The following is a 15,344-nucleotide window of genomic DNA, read 5'->3' as shown; positions in this document are numbered from 1 at the left end:
TGCCGCCCTGTGGGGGAATAGTAAAGACCCCCCATGCACCCGCCAGAGCCCATTTACCCTTGCTACCTTCCGGTCCTGGGGGAGTTCAACAGGATGACGCCACATGAGGGGCCGTCAGACACTTTACCTGAACTTCCGGCCCGACTCGAATCGGCCTTCGATCAGCGCCAGCCCCCCACCGGCCAGCTCATAAAGGCTGGTTCCTCATAGGGATGCGCAGCCCGCAGCGCTGCAACGACAGCGCCCAGCAATGCCTGGTCAACCACGCATTCAATCTTGTCCTCGGCCGCCTCCTCCGGTTTCCCCACCTGCCCAAGGTACGGTTTGGAGCCTTCCAGGGGAGTAAAGCGGCCCGTCCCGGACATGACGAACGAACAGTGCGAGTAATTGCCGATCCTGCCGGCTCCGGCGTCACCGATCGCCGCAAGGACCCGTTCCGTGTGGGAACGGGGGACGTAGACCACCAGCGCATGCAGCTTATTCATGGTTTCCATCGTGCCCGAATGCAGCCGGCAAACGGACAACACCCGTTGCTTATCCCGGCAACTCCCCTGAATATGGGTACATACACCGATTGGGGCAATCTCCAGATTGTGAGGTGCGTGGCCTGGCTGAACGGGCCGGACCCGGCAGCTCAACGGTGTCCGGGGAATGGGCGCGTTGGGGGCGTCCATTTCGTGGTTAAGGAGCAGGGCCGCTGTCCTTAGGGCCGGTGGAGGACCAGCCGGTTTCGGCCAATTGGGCGATGCGGAAAACATCAGGTAACCTAGTATCTGCTTTTGATTCAGAAGCAGCTGGAGAATTCGCCTAGCGGCCTATGGCGCACGCCTGGAACGCGTGTTGGGTTAACGCCCTCGGGGGTTCAAATCCCCCATTCTCCGCCGGTGTGGTGAGTCGAGACATCCTTCACGGATGAGTCGGGTCATCGGTAACACCCCGGTCTTAGGACCGGGGTGTTTTTCTTTGCCCGGATTCTCTGGGTTGGTAATCCCGCTCGGGGTCGATGGTGAGTTCGCGGATGATCTCTCCTGTGGTGGCGTCGCTGATGGTGACGTCGGCGTCGTGGATGAGCATGAGGACGTGTTTACGGGCGTGGGTCCGGCCGATGCCGATGTGGCGGAGCTGGCCTGCGTGGCGGAGCGTGAGTTTGCCGAATTGGTCGACGCGGTCGATGCGGCGGCGCCAGTGGTCTCCCTGTTTGGCTCCGGACGGGGCTGCTTTGGGTGTTGCGGCGTAGGCGGCGGCGGGTGTGCGGCGGTCCAGGGCCCGGTGTGGGCGTTCGTGGTTGTAGATGTGCCGGAACTTTTCCAGTTGTTCGTTGAGGTCTTCCAGGGTGTGGGCGCGGGGTTGGCCGGTCAGCCAGCGTTTGAGGGTTTGGTGGAAGCGTTCGATTTTGCCTTGGGTCTGCGGGTGGCTGGGGGAGCCGTTTTTCTGGGTGATGCCCAGGGCATGGAGTTGGTGTTCGAAGGCGTTCCGGCCGCCCCTGCCGCCGGCCAGGCGGGTGGTGTAGACCATGCCGTTATCGGTCAGGGTGGAGGCCGGGAGGCCGTGTTCCGCGGCGGTGGTGAGGAAGGTGGCCACGACTGTGGTGACGGTGACGGGTGCGAAGGCGGTGCAGGCGAGCAGGTAGCGGGAGTGGTCATCGAGGAAGTTCAGGATCTCGGTGTCGGTCCCGTCGGCGAGGGCCCAGTGGGTGAAGTCCGATTGCCAGGTTTCGTTGGGCTGGTCGGCCTCGAAGCGGTGCAGGGATGTTTTGGGGCGTTTCTTCGGTTCGGGGGTGATGAGCCCGGCGGTGTGCAGGATCCGGCGGATTGTCGAGGTCGAGGGCGGCCGGAGTCCTTCGCGTTCGAGGTGCCAGGCGATGGTCACGGGCCCGGCGTCCAGTCCGGCGGTGACCAGTTCACCGCGCAGGTCCAGGATCCGGCTGGTGGCGGCCTCGGTGGTTCGGCGCGGGTTGCTTAGCGGGCGTTTGGACCGGGGCTCGACCGCGTCGAGGCCGCCTTCTGCTGCACGCCTGAGCAGTTCGTGGACCCAGCGGCGGCTGACTCCATAGCGGCGGGCTGCGTCCGTGACGCTCAGGCCTTGGTCACGGACGGCGAGGACGATGACTTTCTGCTTCGACATGCATCATGCTCGGCCAACCCCAGTGTGAACGATGTCCCGACTCACCGATGAAGCGTCAAGTGGGAACGATGTCCCGACTCAGGTGTGAAGTATGTCGTGAAACTAGACACCCCATTCTCCGCCGGTGAGGACCTTGCCCCCGTTCAATCGGGGGCAGGGTCCTTTCTTTTGTTGCAGCGATCATCCCGCCTCCGCGGACGGCACGCCAAGCCGGCGAAGCCGTTCCCTGGCGGCCAGCTCGCTTGGACCCCTGCGTCCCAAGGCCAGGCGTACGACGCCGAGAACCAGCTTTGTCGCGAGCCTCACCGGCAGCGGCAGGGGACCCAGCCGGGGAACGTTCAGCCCGAGCATCCGGCGGTACCTTGGCTCCAGGCTGTACACGGCGCCCGCGAACAGGATCCGGTAACCCGGCCGGAGCACCCGGTTCAAGGGCGGGTTGCGGACGAATTCCACTGTCTCTGCCACGCGGGCGTCAACGCGGAGATCACCGCTTTCGTACCAGCGGTCCAGTTGCCTGTGCAATTCCGCCTCGGTGAGCGGCGGGTCTTCCACTCCCATCAGCCGGCCGGCCTGGGCCCACTCCCGGACGTACGCGTCCGGTCCGCCGGGAATCGTGCCTCCCCACAGCTTGTGGGCGGTGAGGAAGGCGTCAGTGAAGGCCAGATGGATCCAGCTGGCCAGTTCCGGATCGTTGGCGCTGTAGGTGCGCTGCGCCCCCTGGCTGTCGCGGTAGCTGCCCTGGACGGCCTCGTGCAGCCGGCGCACCCTCCGTGAGGCGTTCTCGGCGGCCTCCTTGGAGCCATAGGTCACTGTGAAGATCCAGCGGATGGTGTTGGCCAGCCTGCCCAGCGGGTCCTCGCGGAAGTTTGAATGTTCGTGGACGCCGGCAAGGGCGCCGGGGTGCAGGGACTGCATCAACAGAGTGCGGATTCCGGCGACAATGGGCGACATTGAACCGTGCACTGCCCATACCGCGGAACCGGGCAGGTGGTACCCCGGGTCATCGCCCTCCGCAAGATCCAATTGCCACTGCTGAACGCCTTCGGAACCGTTGCTGAAGGTTCGGACCAGGCGCTTCTTGATGGGACTGAGAATGTTCCTGATGGTGCACGCCCTCCTGTGGAGAACTCGGCTGTAGAGCTTATCGTAAGCACCTTTTAGTGCAGCCGCAGCGACTGGTCCTGTACCACCTGGCGGCGCTGGAAACGGCAGTCTCCACAAAAAACCCCGCAGTGTCCCCGCTCCGGGGTTCACAGGGCTGCGGCCATATGCTCTCATGGTAGGTACCGTCAAGACGCGTGCGGGTGGCCAAGTCCTGGAGTCAGTCTTGTGGGCAATCACGCGGTATCCGGGAAGGACGATAAGAACGCCAAGGGCTTTTGCCTGCCTGTAGCGCGGGCACTGGCCGCCACGGGGGCGCTCGCCATTTCCGTCTGCGCCTTCAACCTCTCCGGCAGCGCTCCTGAAACGGGAACCGCAGCGGCATCCGTTGCCCGTCCGGGCGCCGGTGCTGCGGGGAATTCGACTGGTCTCAGTGCCGGCACCGTCGCTGGTACTGAGGCCACTGGATTTGCCGCCGCGGGACCGCCGTCGGACAGCCTTGTGGCGGCTCCCCGGACAGCCGCGGTCCTGGCCGCTCCCCAAGCCGAAATTGCCTTTCCACGCCCGCTCGTAGGAAGTCTCGGTGAGGATGCTCCGGCGCCGGTCACGGTAGGGCTCTCAGGGGTGGGAAGGCCGCCGGCAGGCTATCTCATGGCGCCCCTCAAACTGCTGATTCCCTCGTCGCCCTTCGGATTCCGCGTAAGCCCGTTGTCCGGGCTGGCAGGGGACTTCCATCTCGGCCAGGACTATTCGGCCCCCTGCGGCACCGCGGTGTACGCGGCGGATTCAGGCGTGGTCCGTGCAGCCGGATGGCATCCATGGGGCGGCGGCAACCGGGTTGAGATCGATCACGGCAACGGACTCGTCACCACCTACAACCATCTCGAGTCCATTGCCGTCCGCAGCGGTGACTTCGTCAATGTTGGGCAAGCCATTGCCCGGGTAGGCACTACCGGGTGGTCGACGGGATGCCACCTGCATTTCGAAACAATCCTCAACGGACGCCACACGAATCCGCTGAAATGGCGCCTCATGGCGGTACGCCCGCTTGGCGCCGGGCCCGCTGAGCTGCTGACCTACCTGCCAGTCCCCAGTGTTGCCTCCACGGGGCCCATACGCTGGACCATTCCGGTGGGGCTGGGCAGCGAGGCTCCCTCGGCCGCCCCCTGGGCAAATGTCCCGACGACGGCGGCTGGCTCCTCTGCGTGGCCAGCATCCTCGTCGCTGTTGGTGGCGACGGTCGACACCGGCACGCCGTCCCCCACGCCGACGGAAACTGGCACGCCGTCGCCGTCGCCGTCGCCGACGGAAACTGGAACGCCGTCGCTCACTGAGATTGGGACGCCGTCGCCGACTGAGACTGGGACGCCTACCCCGACCGAGCCGGCCCCGGTTGAGCCCGCCCCGACCGAGCCCGCCCCGACCGAGCCGGCCCCGGTTGAGCCGGCCCCGGTTGAGCCGGCCCCGGTTGAGCCTGCGCCGGTTGAGCCGGCCCCGGTCGAGCCTGCGCCGGTTGAGCCGGCCCCGGTCGAGCCTGCGCCGGTTGAGCCTGCGCCGGTTGAGCCGGCCCCGGTTGAGCCTGCGCCGGTTGAGCCGGCCCCGACCGAGCCTGCGCCGATTGAGCCGGCCCCGACCGAGCCGGCCCCGGTTGAGCCGGCCCCGGTTGAGCCTGCCCCGACCGAGCCGGCCCCCATCTAACCGGCCTAACCGGCGCCATCGGCAACCAGCTCCTCATCGGCGCCCTGAAGTGCGCCGGAAATCCGTGCTGGAAACGCCAAGCCCGGACCAATACCGTGATCCATTGGCAACGAATTCCATGCATGGACAACTTCTTGGGGAAGCCGCCTGTAACTGACCTGTACCGGGTTCCGCTGACCCTGAACGACGGTTCCCCGACCGATTTTGGCAGGTTCAAGGGCAAAGTGGTGATGGTGGTCAACGTTGCCTCCAACTGCGGGTTCACGCCCCAGTACACGGGGCTGGAGACGCTGTATCAAAAGTTCCGGGACCGGGGGTTTGAAGTACTCGGCGTCCCGTGCAACCAGTTCGCAGGGCAGGAACCGGGCAGCGACAGCGAAATCGCCGAATTCTGCCAGCGCAACTTCGGGGTCACCTTCCCCCTCACCCTCAAGGCGGACGTCCGCGGCAGGAACCAGCACCCCCTTTACGCGGAGCTCACCAAGTTCAAAAGCGGGCTGCTGCCCGGATTGGTGAAATGGAACTTTGAGAAGTTCCTGGTCAACAGGGACGGCCAGGTGGTGAACCGCTTCGCGCCAACCGTGGAGCCCGATTCGGCGGAGGTTATCGACGCCGTCGAGGATGCCCTCTGTTGAAAAAGGGGCGCTTCGCCGAACCGGACGGCCGAAAAGCGCAGTTCTTTCATTTTTTTTCACATCAACTACGGCGATTCACCCAAAGTTTGCCAAATGTCTGATTGGATAAACATTACTGAAGGGTACAAGGGAAGCGCCGTTTCCCACCGACCACAGAGGCAGCAATGGAGCACATCGAGGCCGAACATCCCCGGCCACGCCACTTCCTACTCCACCTGAGCGATCCCCACTTGATGGGAGGTCCGGATCCCCTTTACGGCGTCGTTGACAGCGAAGCACGCCTTATCCAGCTCTTCGAAGAGGTGAAGGCGTCCGGGGCGCGTCCGGAGGCCGTGATCTTCACCGGCGACCTCGCCGACAAGGGCGATCCGGGAGCCTACGTGAAACTGCGGGCAATCGTTGAGCCCGCCTGCGAGGAACTCGGCGCCGAGGTGATCTGGGCGATGGGTAACCACGACAACCGCGAAAACTTCCGGGCGGGACTGTTGGACGAAGCCCCCAATGGCGCGCCGGTGGACAAGAGCTACTTCGTCAACGGGCTGCGCGTCATCACCATGGACACCTCAGTTCCCGGTTATCACCACGGCGAGCTGAGCCCGGCGCAGCTGGACTGGCTGACGCGGGAGCTGGACACGCCCGCTCCTGACGGCACCATCCTGGCGCTGCACCACCCGCCCATACCCTCCGTTCTGGATCTCTCGGTCCTGGTGGAGCTGCGTGACCAGGCATCGCTGGAGGCAGTAGTCCGGAACTCTGATGTCCGCACCATCCTCGCGGGCCACCTGCATTATTCGACGACGGCGAGCTTCGCCGGCATCCCTGTATCGGTGGCGTCGGCCAGTTGTTACACCCAGGACCTCAATGTTCCCGTTGGCGGCACCCGGGGCCAGGACGGCGGGCAATCCTTCAACCTGGTGCATGTGTACGAGCACACCATCGTCCACTCGGTGGTTCCGCTGGGAAGGTCCACGACAGTGGGGGAGTACGTCTCGCCGGAAGAGACCGAGTTCCGGCTGGCCTCAGCCGGGATCCGGATTCCGGAAACCGCCAAGCAGCGGAACAGCGCGAAGCTCAAGCAGCCGAACAGCGCGAAGCTCGGGCTCCCCACAAGCCGGTAGGCCGCCCGCCTACTTTTCCCAGGGCGCCTTGATGGGGAAGTACTTCTCCAGGAAGTCCGTCACCAGTGCGGCGCGCTCGTCGGCATCCACCTCGGGGAAGCTGCCATCGTTCAGGCAGAAGAAATCCATGTTCCGCTTGGCCAGCAGCTTGGGCAGGTAGTTCAGTCCCGTCCGCATGGTGGTGTCCACGTAACGGACCTTCGCCGCCGTCTGGGTTACTGCCCGGCCCGTGAGCAGGGCGTAGTAGTGGTAGAAGGAGTTGGTCACGGAGATGTTGTCCGCCGCCCTGAAGCGGCTGGCCGCCGTCTTCCGGAATTCCTCCGGGAACTCGTGCTCCATCTTCGCCACCACGCTGCGCCGCAGCGGCGCTGCGGTGTGCTCCAGGTGCCGGGTGGTGATGCGGCCGAACCTGTTCCACAACAGCTTGCGGTTGACGCGGGCCGCGTTCTCGAACCCGCTGCGCTCTGCAGCGTTCTCGCCCAGGCCGATCCGGGTTTCGGCCTCGATGAACTTGGTGATGCCTCCCGGGGTGAAGAACAGGTCCGGGCTGACCGGCCGGCCGAAAAACATGTCGTCATTGGAGTACAGGAAATGCTCGGACAGGCCTTCGATGTTGTGGAGCTGGCACTCCACCGCCTGGGAGTTGTGCGTGGGCAGCACGGAAGGGTCCGAGAAGAACTCCTCACTGCGGACGATGGTCACGGACGGGTGTTCCGCCAGCCACGCGGGTGCCGGTGAATCCGTGGCAATGAAAATGCGGCGGATCCAGGGCGCAAACATGTAGACGGACCGCAGCGCGTACTTGAGCTCGTTGATCTGCCGGAAGCGGGCCTCGTGGTCATCGCCCTCGCCCAGGACAACGTCCTTCTGTTGGGCCCGGCGGGCGGCGATGTACTCAGGGGAGCTGCCGTCCACCCAGGAGAACACCAGGTCGATGTCGAAGCTGATGTCGCTCGCGTGGTCCGCGAACATGTTCTCGATGGTGGGCCAGGTGTGGCCGTAGCGTTCAACGGTGCCTCGGACGGCGTCCTGCCGGAGCAGGGTCCTGCGTGTGAGGGAGTTCTCGATCGGCAGGATGATCTCGTCGCCCTTGAAGGACCAAAGCTCAATCTGGACACCCGCGGAGGCACCGAACTCGAAGCCGCCGGCCGGCTCCACCCGCGGCCGGTACAGGCGGAAGATGCGCGCCTGCCGGTTGGAGGAGAGTTCACCGTCCGCAACCAGGAGGGAGGTTTTCTTCTTGGCGTCCACGGTCATGGAGTAGAAGGGTTCGTCCTGGCAGGCTTCCACCAGGGCGGCCCGGAGCTTCTTCCTGTCTTTCCAGTCCAAGGCAATGACAGGGCGGTCGTTGTTGCCCCTGACCAGCAGGTATGCCAGCCCGGCGTTGGCCAGCACATTCCTGACGAACAGCAGGTCCTCCACCATGGCCTGGTAGGGAGTCCTGTTGTAGTTGATCAGGGCGATGCGGCCCTTGTGCGTAATGACGTCAGGGCGCGGGTTGAGGCGCTGCTCAGCTTCTGCGGAGGTGATCTCTGCGTGAAATTGTTCCTCTACGGATGCCTGGCCGCCGTAGTAGACCTCGTCTTGAACCGGTGCTTCTGTAATGGTGGTCTCCGTGCTGCGTATTAGTTAGCGTTCCTATGTGCATGATAGCCCCGCCGGTAAAACGGCAGGGGTTCGGGCAGCCGATGCCCGGAAGGGGCTCAGCCGCCCAGCGCCTCCCGCCAGCTGCGCAGGAAAGCACCGCCGGCGTCGTCATGGATTACGGACGCCGGAAGCCCCAGGTCCTCGGCGGTCAGGACTTGGTACGGTTTTTCCGGGATGCCGTCCGCGGGCCGGACATCCACGTGCTTGACCGGGTGGTCGTTGTGGTGAAGCCAGTCAGCCATGGCATAGTCCGTGCGCGAATCGCCAACGGTCCGCCAGGCCTCCGGGGTGATGCCCTGTGCCGCGAGCAGCTCCACTGCCCGGCTGGCTCCCAGGTCCTTCCCAAGCCGCACCGATTCAATGTCCGTGGAAATGATGGTGGGGTCCACCCGGTAGTCCACCTCGTCGTCGGAATTGGGGGCGTGGTGGTCCAGCCGCACCACTCCCAGCCCGTGGCGGGCCATCAGGTCCATGGCGTCGGCGTCGAATAGTTTTTGCTCCTCCAGGTACTCGGCGCTGGGCACCTCGATGTGCTGCTCCACGGACACCATGGCCCGCTTGGTTTCGTCAAAGAACATGTGCGCTGCATAGTCCTCTGCCACCATCCGCCGGATGTCGTCCCCGTAGGCTGCCGGCACGGCGAGTTCGCGGTCCACGTGGATGGGGCCGGGCCCGGCCGCGGTGTAGCTGAACCAGACGGCGCCCTTCTCGCAGACGGCGTGGATGATGGTGCCTGACGGAATCCCGGCGGCGATCATGGGTTCCATGACCTGTTCCCTGATGAACGCGTCAGAGCGCCCGGTGTTGAAAACAACGGGGATGCCGGCGGCGGCGAGGGCCACCAGGTCATCGATGATCTCCCGCTTCACATCGCGGGTGACCGGACTTGCCACCGGCCCGTCCACGTCGAGCAGGAGTGCCAGAGGCGGTGTGGCTCGTGCATGGGCTCCTGGTGCGGGCACGGCGGGGGACTCGGATACTGTCATACATCTATTCTCTCAGCAGTGCCGGGGGCGGGCTGTTCCTGGCGGGCCTTGGGCACCGCATGTGACACATGGTCACTGTTTGGCCACAACCTGCAACAGGCACGCCGGGGCACTTTCGCTGGACGTGCAGGATGCCTAGTGTGGCAAGGTGATATTCAAAGCTGTGGGCGAGGGCCGCCCTTACCCCGACCATGGTTACATGACGCCGAAGGACTGGGCTTCGCTCCCGCCGCGGCCCGTCCGGCTGGATGAGCTGGTGACCACCAAACGCACCCTTGACCTGGAAGCGCTGCTGGCCGAGGACTCCACCTTTTTCGGTGACCTTTTCCCGCACGTGGTGCAGTACCAGGGAACCCTGTACCTGGAGGACGGGCTGCACCGCGCCGTCCGCACCGCCCTGCACCAGCGCACCGCAATCCACGCTCGCGTCCTGGTGATAGATGGCTAGGAAAAAGCAGCAGGACGTCAGTATCCTCCACGGCCACCACGTTGTCACCGGCCCCGAACTGCGGGCCACCTTTGAAGCGGCCCGCGACGCCGACGATACAGCGCGCGTGCGCCGCCGGGCGCTGCACGGGGTTGTCCTGGTCCTCCTGATCGGCCTGATCGTGGCGGCCATCATCACCGCGCTGGCCATCATCGACGAACGGCTGAAGTTTCCTGCCGCAGCGCCGGCCGAGGAGGCCGTTTCCACCTGCCCGGCCGCCACCTTTGACTACACCCCCCACGAGCAGATCAACCTCAACGTCTATAACTCCACCAGCAGGCCCGGGCTGGCCCGCTCTGTGGCGGATGAGTTCCTGGCCAGGAAGTTCGTAGTGGGCGCGGTGTCCAACATCGACGCAGGCTACCGTGGCATTGCCGCCGTGGTTTCCGGGGCGGCCGGGCAGGCCGCTGCCTTCAGTGTCCAGCGCAACCTGCCGGGTTCGGACTACTTCCAGGACAGCAGGACAGACGGAAGCGTGGACGTGATCCTCTCCCAGGACTACAAGGCGCTGGCCCCGCCCGAGCTTGTTGACCAGACGCCCGGAAAGCTGGGTTGTCCGCGGGAAAGCCGCCGGGTTGCCGACGACGACAAATGGCCAGTCATCCCCTCTGCAGCGCCCACTCCGTGACGCGGGGTTGGCCGCCCACCCACTGTGGTGCTGCTCAGCCAGCCACCGCGGGAAGCGGGGCCAGCCGGACGGGGCGGCCGTCGTCGTCGAACCTTGCCCCGGCCCCGAGCTGGATGAAGCGGACCGTCCTGGCCACCCGGGCTTCCAATTCGGCGGGCTCATCGCTGCCCCTGGCCGCGCTGGAGGACAGCGTGCCCAGGATCAGCTGTGCCTGCTGGTTGACGTCCGCCACAGGAAGGTAGCCCTGCTCCATTCCGTCCCGCAGGATCCCCTGCAGCAGGACGCTCAGTTCGCCCACGTGGTTGGCGAGTTTGGCAAAGGACGACGGCGAGAGCACCGCTCCCATGGCAGGCCCCGGCGGGAGGTGGCGGCGGCTGAGGTCCACCACCTGCGCGCGGACGTACAGCGCGAGCCTGTCCACGGGGTTGTCCAGTCGTCCCAGGGAGTCCCGCAGTTCGGAGAGGAACTTCTCAGTCTCATCCAGGGCGTAGGAAATCAGCAGCTCTTCGATGTCGGCGTAGTAGTTGTAGACGGCGGTCCGGCCCACCCCGGCGTGCCGCGCCACGTCCGTCATGGTCAGCCCGGGCAGGCCATGGGAGAAAAGGAGTTCGCCGAAGGCCGTAAGGATGCGGCGCTGGGTGTCCGCTCGCTGCTCGGCATTGCTGGCCGCTGAAATCCTGGGCATACAGACACTTTACCGCCATGTGTCAGTAAACGCCCCGCCCTTTCCTGCCGTACTTTCCTACGCCGGGCAGCCGTCCGGTCCGCAGGCCTCCCCCTCGCCGGAGTTGACCATGACAAGGGGATTGGCTTCCTGCCATGCCTGGTTCAAGGCGGCAGTGAAGGTCTCAACGGGTTGTGCCCCGGAGAGTCCGTACTTCCGGTCGATCACGAAGAACGGGACGCCGCTGATGCCCAGGGACCGGCCCTCCTCGAAATCGAAGCGGACTGCGTCCGCGTACTTGTCCGTGGTGAAGAGCTCATCCACTGCGCCGGGGTCGATGCCGAGTTCGACGCCGAGCGACGCAAGGTACTGCCGGCTGCCGATGTCCTTGCCATGCTCGAAGTGGTCGCTGAGCAGGCGTTCCTTTGCAGCATCCTGCTTGCCGTGGGCAGCGGCAAGGTGGATCAGGCGGTGCGCGGTGAAGCTGTTGGCCACCACCACCGAGTCGAACCGGTAATTCAGGCCCTCGGCCTTCGCCTGGCCGGCAACGTGGCCGAACATCGCCGAGACCTGCTCTGCGGGGATGCCCTTGCGGGAACTCAGGTACTCGAGTTCCGTGCCGTCATAGTGCTCGGGAAGGGTGGGGTCCAGCTGGTAGCTGCGCCAGGTCACGTCCACGTAATCACGGTGCGGGAAGGCGGCCAGGGCAGCTTCGAAGCGCCGCTTGCCAATAAAGCACCACGGGCAGGCAACATCGGACCAGATCTCTATCTTCATGCTGGACGTAACCGCGGATTTCGGGCCGCCATTCCGGAGCCCGGTGTTAGTTGCCGCACAGTGGGTCTTGTCTGCCGCCAATCCTGCGCCATAGTCTGAGTTGAAGGCTAAGCAGATGCCACCGGATGATTCTGAATTAGACCGCGGGACATATCAGGTTCCGCGGACAGTATTGCCCGGCCCGGCTGGGGAGCCAGGCCCGTTCTAGGCGAGGCCAGGAATGCGGATAGGACTGGTTGCAGGACCTTGGATTCCTGTTCCACCGGTAACGTACGGTGGCATTGAAAGAGTAGTGGACAGCCTCGCCAGAGGCTTTGCGGCGGCCGGGCATGACGTCGTGTTGGCAGCTCCCTCGGACAGCACATGCGCTGTCCCCCGGGCTCCGGGCATGCGGCCTGCACACAGTGACGGACTCGGTTTAGCCATCTCTGAGCTGAGTCACGTAGTCCGGGCGTACGCAGCCATGGGGGACGTGGATATCATCCATGACCACACCCTCACCGGCCCCCTGTACGTGGAGCGGCCTGACCAGGTCCCGGTGGCAACGACAATCCACGGCCCGCTCAGTGCGGACGCAGTGGATATCTACCGTGCCATCGGCCGGAGGGCGGCTGTGATCGCTATCTCCCGGGACCAGTGCTCGCGCGCACCGGAGGTGCCGGTGACGCGGGTCATCCACCACGGGATGGACGTTTCCTCCGTTCCGATGGGGTCGGGGACCGGCGGCTACCTGTGCTTCGTCGGGCGGGCCTGCGCCGATAAGGGGCTGCTGGAGGCCATTATGATCGCCAGGGAGGCGGGACTGCCGCTGCGGATAGCGGTCAAGATGCGCGACCCCGACGAAATCCGGTATTTCCGTGAGGTCATCGAGCCCATGCTGGGGCCCAATGAGGACTTCGTCGGCGAAGTGGACGACGCCATCAAGTATCGGCTGATGGGCGAGGCGCTGGCCTTCCTCAACCCGATTCAGTGGTCTGAACCTTTCGGGCTGGTCATGATCGAGGCGCTTGCCACAGGCACCCCTGTAATAGGCACCCGGATAGGTTCCGCACCCGAAATTATCGACCATGGCCGGACCGGGTACCTGGGAAGCACGGAGCAGCTGGCGGGCTTTGTGCATGAGGCGGAGAGCCTCAGCCGTGCAGCTTGCCGAAAGGCCGCCGCGGAACGGTTCAGCGAGGAACGCATGGTGAACGAGCACCTCCGGCTCTTCGAGAAGCTGCTCGCAGGGGAGGCTCCCCCAGGGGTTCCGGATGCGATCGGTTTGCACCAGAATCTTTAAGGGACGGTCTTCCGAACCGCGGTAAGTCCGCCTCCTAGCGAAGGAGCCCTTTCCCTTGACTGCATGGAACGCCGACACCGAGGCCGCCGCATCCGAATCAGGTTCGGTGACGGTGCTGGAAGGATCCTCGTTCTGCATCTCTTCCGGCACCGGGGACATCAGTTCAGACACCGGCACGAACGGTGCTTTCTACCAAGACACGCGCATCATTTCCCACTGGATCCTCCGAGTAAATGGCTCCTTGCGTGAACCGTTGGCGGCGCAACGGCCCAAGCCCTTCGAAGCCACCTTCGTTGGGAGGGCCCAGTGGCCGGACGGCCGGTTCGACAGCCCGCTGGTGGTCCGTCAAACCCGCCACATCGGCCCCGGCCTGCAGGACGACATCACGCTGGAGAACTACTCGGCTGAGCCTGTGGAATGCGACATCGAACTCCTCGTTGGTGCAGACCAGGACGATCTTTTCGACGTCAAGGTGGGCCGCACGTCAAAGCATGCCGAGGCCGTCCGCACGGTCCGCGACGGCCAGCTCGTGATTGAAAGCGCCCGCAACGGCCAACGGCGGGGAACGGCCGTCCGGGCCCGCGGCGCCGCCGTCAGCACAGACGGGCTCCGCTTCCGCGCCACCATTCCACCCCGCGGCAAGTGGGCTACCAGCATCATTGTGGTCCCCCTGATCAACGGGCAGGCCCCCGCCGACGCCTTCAGCGAGGACGGGCTGCCGCACCACCGGGAGGGCGCCCGCCGGCACCGGCACTGGGAGCAGAACGTCCCGCTGATCACCGTGTCGGACGCCAACCTGCAGGATCTGCTGAACCGCAGCCAAAGCGACCTGGGATCCCTGCGGATCTTCGACCCGCACCATCCGGAACGGGTAGCCGTCGCCGCCGGCGCCCCCTGGTTCATGGCGCTCTTCGGCCGCGACTCCATCCTCTCCTCCTACATGAGCCTGATGGTGGACCCCAAACTGGCGGCCGGGACGTTGCAGACCTTGGCCGGCCTCCAGGGGACGAAGGTGGACACGGACTCCGAGGAAGAACCGGGGCGCATCCCGCACGAGGTGAGGTTGGGCGTCACCGCGGGGCTGGCGCTGGGGGGCAGCGCCTACTACGGCACCGCTGACGCCACGCCGCTGTTTGCGGCCCTGGTTGGCGAGCTGAGCAGGTGGGGGCAGTCAAAGGACATTGTGGAGCCGTTGGTGCCCCACGTGGACAGGGCTTTGGAGTGGATCGAGAAGTACGGGGACCGCGACGGCGACGGGTTCGTGGAGTACATCCGGCCCAACGACCATGGACTCGTCAACCAGGGGTGGAAGGATTCCTGGGACGGCATCAACTTCGCGGACGGGACCATGGCGGAGGCGCCCATTGCCCTCTGCGAAGTCCAGGCCTACGTTTACTCCGCCTATGTGGGCCGGTCACTGCTGGCCCGCTGGAGCGGCGACCGCGCCCTGGAACAGCACTGGGCTGAACGCGCCGCGGATTTGAAGGCCGCCTTCAACGAGAAGTTCTGGCTGCCGGACAAGGGTTACTTCGCAGTGGCGCTGGATAAGGACAAGCGGCCGGTGGACGCGTGTACTTCAAACATGGGGCACTGCCTCTGGATGGGCATCGTGGATGAGGACAAGGCGGCCTCCGTGGTGGAGCACCTGATGTCCCCGCAGATGTTCACCGGCTGGGGAATCCGCACCCTCAGCTCGGACATGGGCGCCTACAACCCGGTGAGCTACCACAACGGCTCGGTGTGGCCGCATGACACGGCCCTGGTGGCAACCGGGCTGATGCGCTACGGATTCGTGGAGGAGGCGCGCCGGGTGGCCACCGGCATCTTCGAGGCCGCTGAGCATTTTGACGGCAGGCTGCCCGAACTGTTCTGCGGTTTCGACCGCGGCGAGTTCTCCGGACCGGTGGCATACCCCACCGCCTGCTCGCCGCAGGCATGGGCGGCGGCGGCGCCCATACAACTGGTCCGGGCCCTGCTCCGCTTCGACCCCGTCTTCACGCACGGGGTAGTGCACCTGGCGCCGATCCTTCCGGAGGAGGTGGGCGAGTTCCGGGCCGAAAACGTGCTGCTGGACACCGCCCGCATCAACATCAGGGCGTCCGGGACCCACGGCACCGTGGAGGGGCTGCCGCCGGGCCTCAAGCTCCTGGCGGAACCGCGCCCGCCATTGGCTTACCCGGCTGAGTACGTGTAAGAG

General features: G+C 65.2%; 14 protein-coding genes, 1 tRNA gene and 1 other RNA gene. 8 read left to right on the top strand and 8 right to left on the bottom strand.

The genetic code is table 11. The features are described from left to right. Window positions 1-19: 19 nt before the first annotated feature. Together ffs and GK109_RS07040 are read right to left on the bottom strand one after the other, a co-directional pair. Window positions 20-116, bottom strand: an RNA gene (gene ffs, locus GK109_RS07045) — signal recognition particle sRNA small type. A gap of 45 nt (window positions 117-161) precedes the next feature. Continuing rightward, entirely contained in the window at window positions 162-485 is a 324-nt protein-coding gene (locus GK109_RS07040) for a hypothetical protein (protein WP_157239325.1), read from the bottom strand. A 311-nt stretch (window positions 486-796) separates the two neighbouring features. On the opposite strand from GK109_RS07040, the gene GK109_RS07035 reads away from it, so the two are divergent. Beyond that, window positions 797-881: transfer RNA gene (locus GK109_RS07035), tRNA-Ser, on the top strand. 61 nt (window positions 882-942) lie between these two features. On the opposite strand, the gene GK109_RS07030 is transcribed toward GK109_RS07035, so the two are convergent. Both GK109_RS07030 and GK109_RS07025 read right to left on the bottom strand, forming a co-directional pair. Beyond that, window positions 943-2,124, bottom strand: coding sequence for an IS481 family transposase (locus GK109_RS07030; RefSeq protein ID WP_157239323.1), 1,182 nt, complete (start codon window positions 2,122-2,124; stop codon window positions 943-945). Window positions 2,125-2,304: 180 nt separating this feature from the next. Continuing rightward, complete coding sequence (locus GK109_RS07025; protein WP_231754999.1) at window positions 2,305-3,195, bottom strand: oxygenase MpaB family protein; 891 nt, start codon at window positions 3,193-3,195, stop codon at window positions 2,305-2,307. 258 nt (window positions 3,196-3,453) lie between these two features. Here GK109_RS07025 and GK109_RS07020 point away from each other — a divergent pair, with 258 nt between their 5' ends. The 3 genes from GK109_RS07020 (at window position 3,454) to GK109_RS07010 (ending at window position 6,676) form a co-directional block, all read left to right on the top strand. After that, entirely contained in the window at window positions 3,454-4,923 is a 1,470-nt protein-coding gene (locus GK109_RS07020) for a peptidoglycan DD-metalloendopeptidase family protein (RefSeq protein WP_370460448.1), read from the top strand. A gap of 122 nt (window positions 4,924-5,045) precedes the next feature. Beyond that, a complete protein-coding gene (locus GK109_RS07015) occupies window positions 5,046-5,558 on the top strand; it encodes a glutathione peroxidase (RefSeq protein WP_157239319.1) in 513 nt (170 codons plus the stop codon). Between the two features lie 164 nt (window positions 5,559-5,722). Continuing rightward, the gene (locus GK109_RS07010; protein WP_157239318.1) at window positions 5,723-6,676 is read left to right on the top strand and encodes a phosphodiesterase; all 954 of its coding nucleotides are present in this window, start codon (window positions 5,723-5,725) and stop codon (window positions 6,674-6,676) included. Between the two features lie 9 nt (window positions 6,677-6,685). On the opposite strand, the gene GK109_RS07005 is transcribed toward GK109_RS07010, so the two are convergent. Together GK109_RS07005 and GK109_RS07000 are read right to left on the bottom strand one after the other, a co-directional pair. After that, window positions 6,686-8,101, bottom strand: a complete 1,416-nt coding sequence (locus tag GK109_RS07005; protein WP_157239316.1) for a stealth family protein — start codon at window positions 8,099-8,101, stop codon at window positions 6,686-6,688. 278 nt (window positions 8,102-8,379) lie between these two features. After that, entirely contained in the window at window positions 8,380-9,309 is a 930-nt protein-coding gene (locus tag GK109_RS07000; protein WP_157239314.1) for a hypothetical protein, read from the bottom strand. Between the two features lie 148 nt (window positions 9,310-9,457). On the opposite strand from GK109_RS07000, the gene GK109_RS06995 reads away from it, so the two are divergent. Then, the gene (locus tag GK109_RS06995; RefSeq protein WP_199775313.1) at window positions 9,458-9,757 is read left to right on the top strand and encodes a type II toxin-antitoxin system VapB family antitoxin; all 300 of its coding nucleotides are present in this window, start codon (window positions 9,458-9,460) and stop codon (window positions 9,755-9,757) included. Continuing rightward, window positions 9,750-10,424, top strand: a complete 675-nt coding sequence (locus tag GK109_RS06990; RefSeq protein WP_157239312.1) for a LytR C-terminal domain-containing protein — start codon at window positions 9,750-9,752, stop codon at window positions 10,422-10,424. The genes GK109_RS06995 and GK109_RS06990 overlap by 8 nt, the downstream gene beginning before the upstream one ends. A gap of 34 nt (window positions 10,425-10,458) precedes the next feature. Here the strand turns inward: GK109_RS06990 and GK109_RS06985 are convergent, their stop codons facing one another. After that, window positions 10,459-11,109, bottom strand: a complete 651-nt coding sequence (locus GK109_RS06985) for a TetR/AcrR family transcriptional regulator (RefSeq protein ID WP_157239310.1) — start codon at window positions 11,107-11,109, stop codon at window positions 10,459-10,461. Between the two features lie 57 nt (window positions 11,110-11,166). Further along, the gene (locus tag GK109_RS06980) at window positions 11,167-11,865 is read right to left on the bottom strand and encodes a DsbA family oxidoreductase (RefSeq protein ID WP_157239309.1); all 699 of its coding nucleotides are present in this window, start codon (window positions 11,863-11,865) and stop codon (window positions 11,167-11,169) included. Window positions 11,866-12,085: 220 nt separating this feature from the next. Between GK109_RS06980 and GK109_RS06975 the strand changes: the two genes are divergently transcribed. Next, on the top strand, window positions 12,086-13,147 hold the full coding sequence (locus GK109_RS06975) for a glycosyltransferase family 4 protein (RefSeq protein WP_157239307.1): 1,062 nt from the start codon (window positions 12,086-12,088) through the stop codon (window positions 13,145-13,147). A gap of 55 nt (window positions 13,148-13,202) precedes the next feature. Then, window positions 13,203-15,341, top strand: a complete 2,139-nt coding sequence (locus tag GK109_RS06970) for a glycogen debranching N-terminal domain-containing protein (RefSeq protein ID WP_157239305.1) — start codon at window positions 13,203-13,205, stop codon at window positions 15,339-15,341. The last annotated feature ends 3 nt before the right edge of the window (window positions 15,342-15,344 follow it).

Source organism: Pseudarthrobacter sp. GA104 (genome assembly GCF_009741265.1).
Lineage (GTDB): Bacteria > Actinomycetota > Actinomycetes > Actinomycetales > Micrococcaceae > Arthrobacter.
Note: the sequence above shows the minus strand (reverse complement) of the source record. Positions and strands in the feature narration are given on the sequence as shown.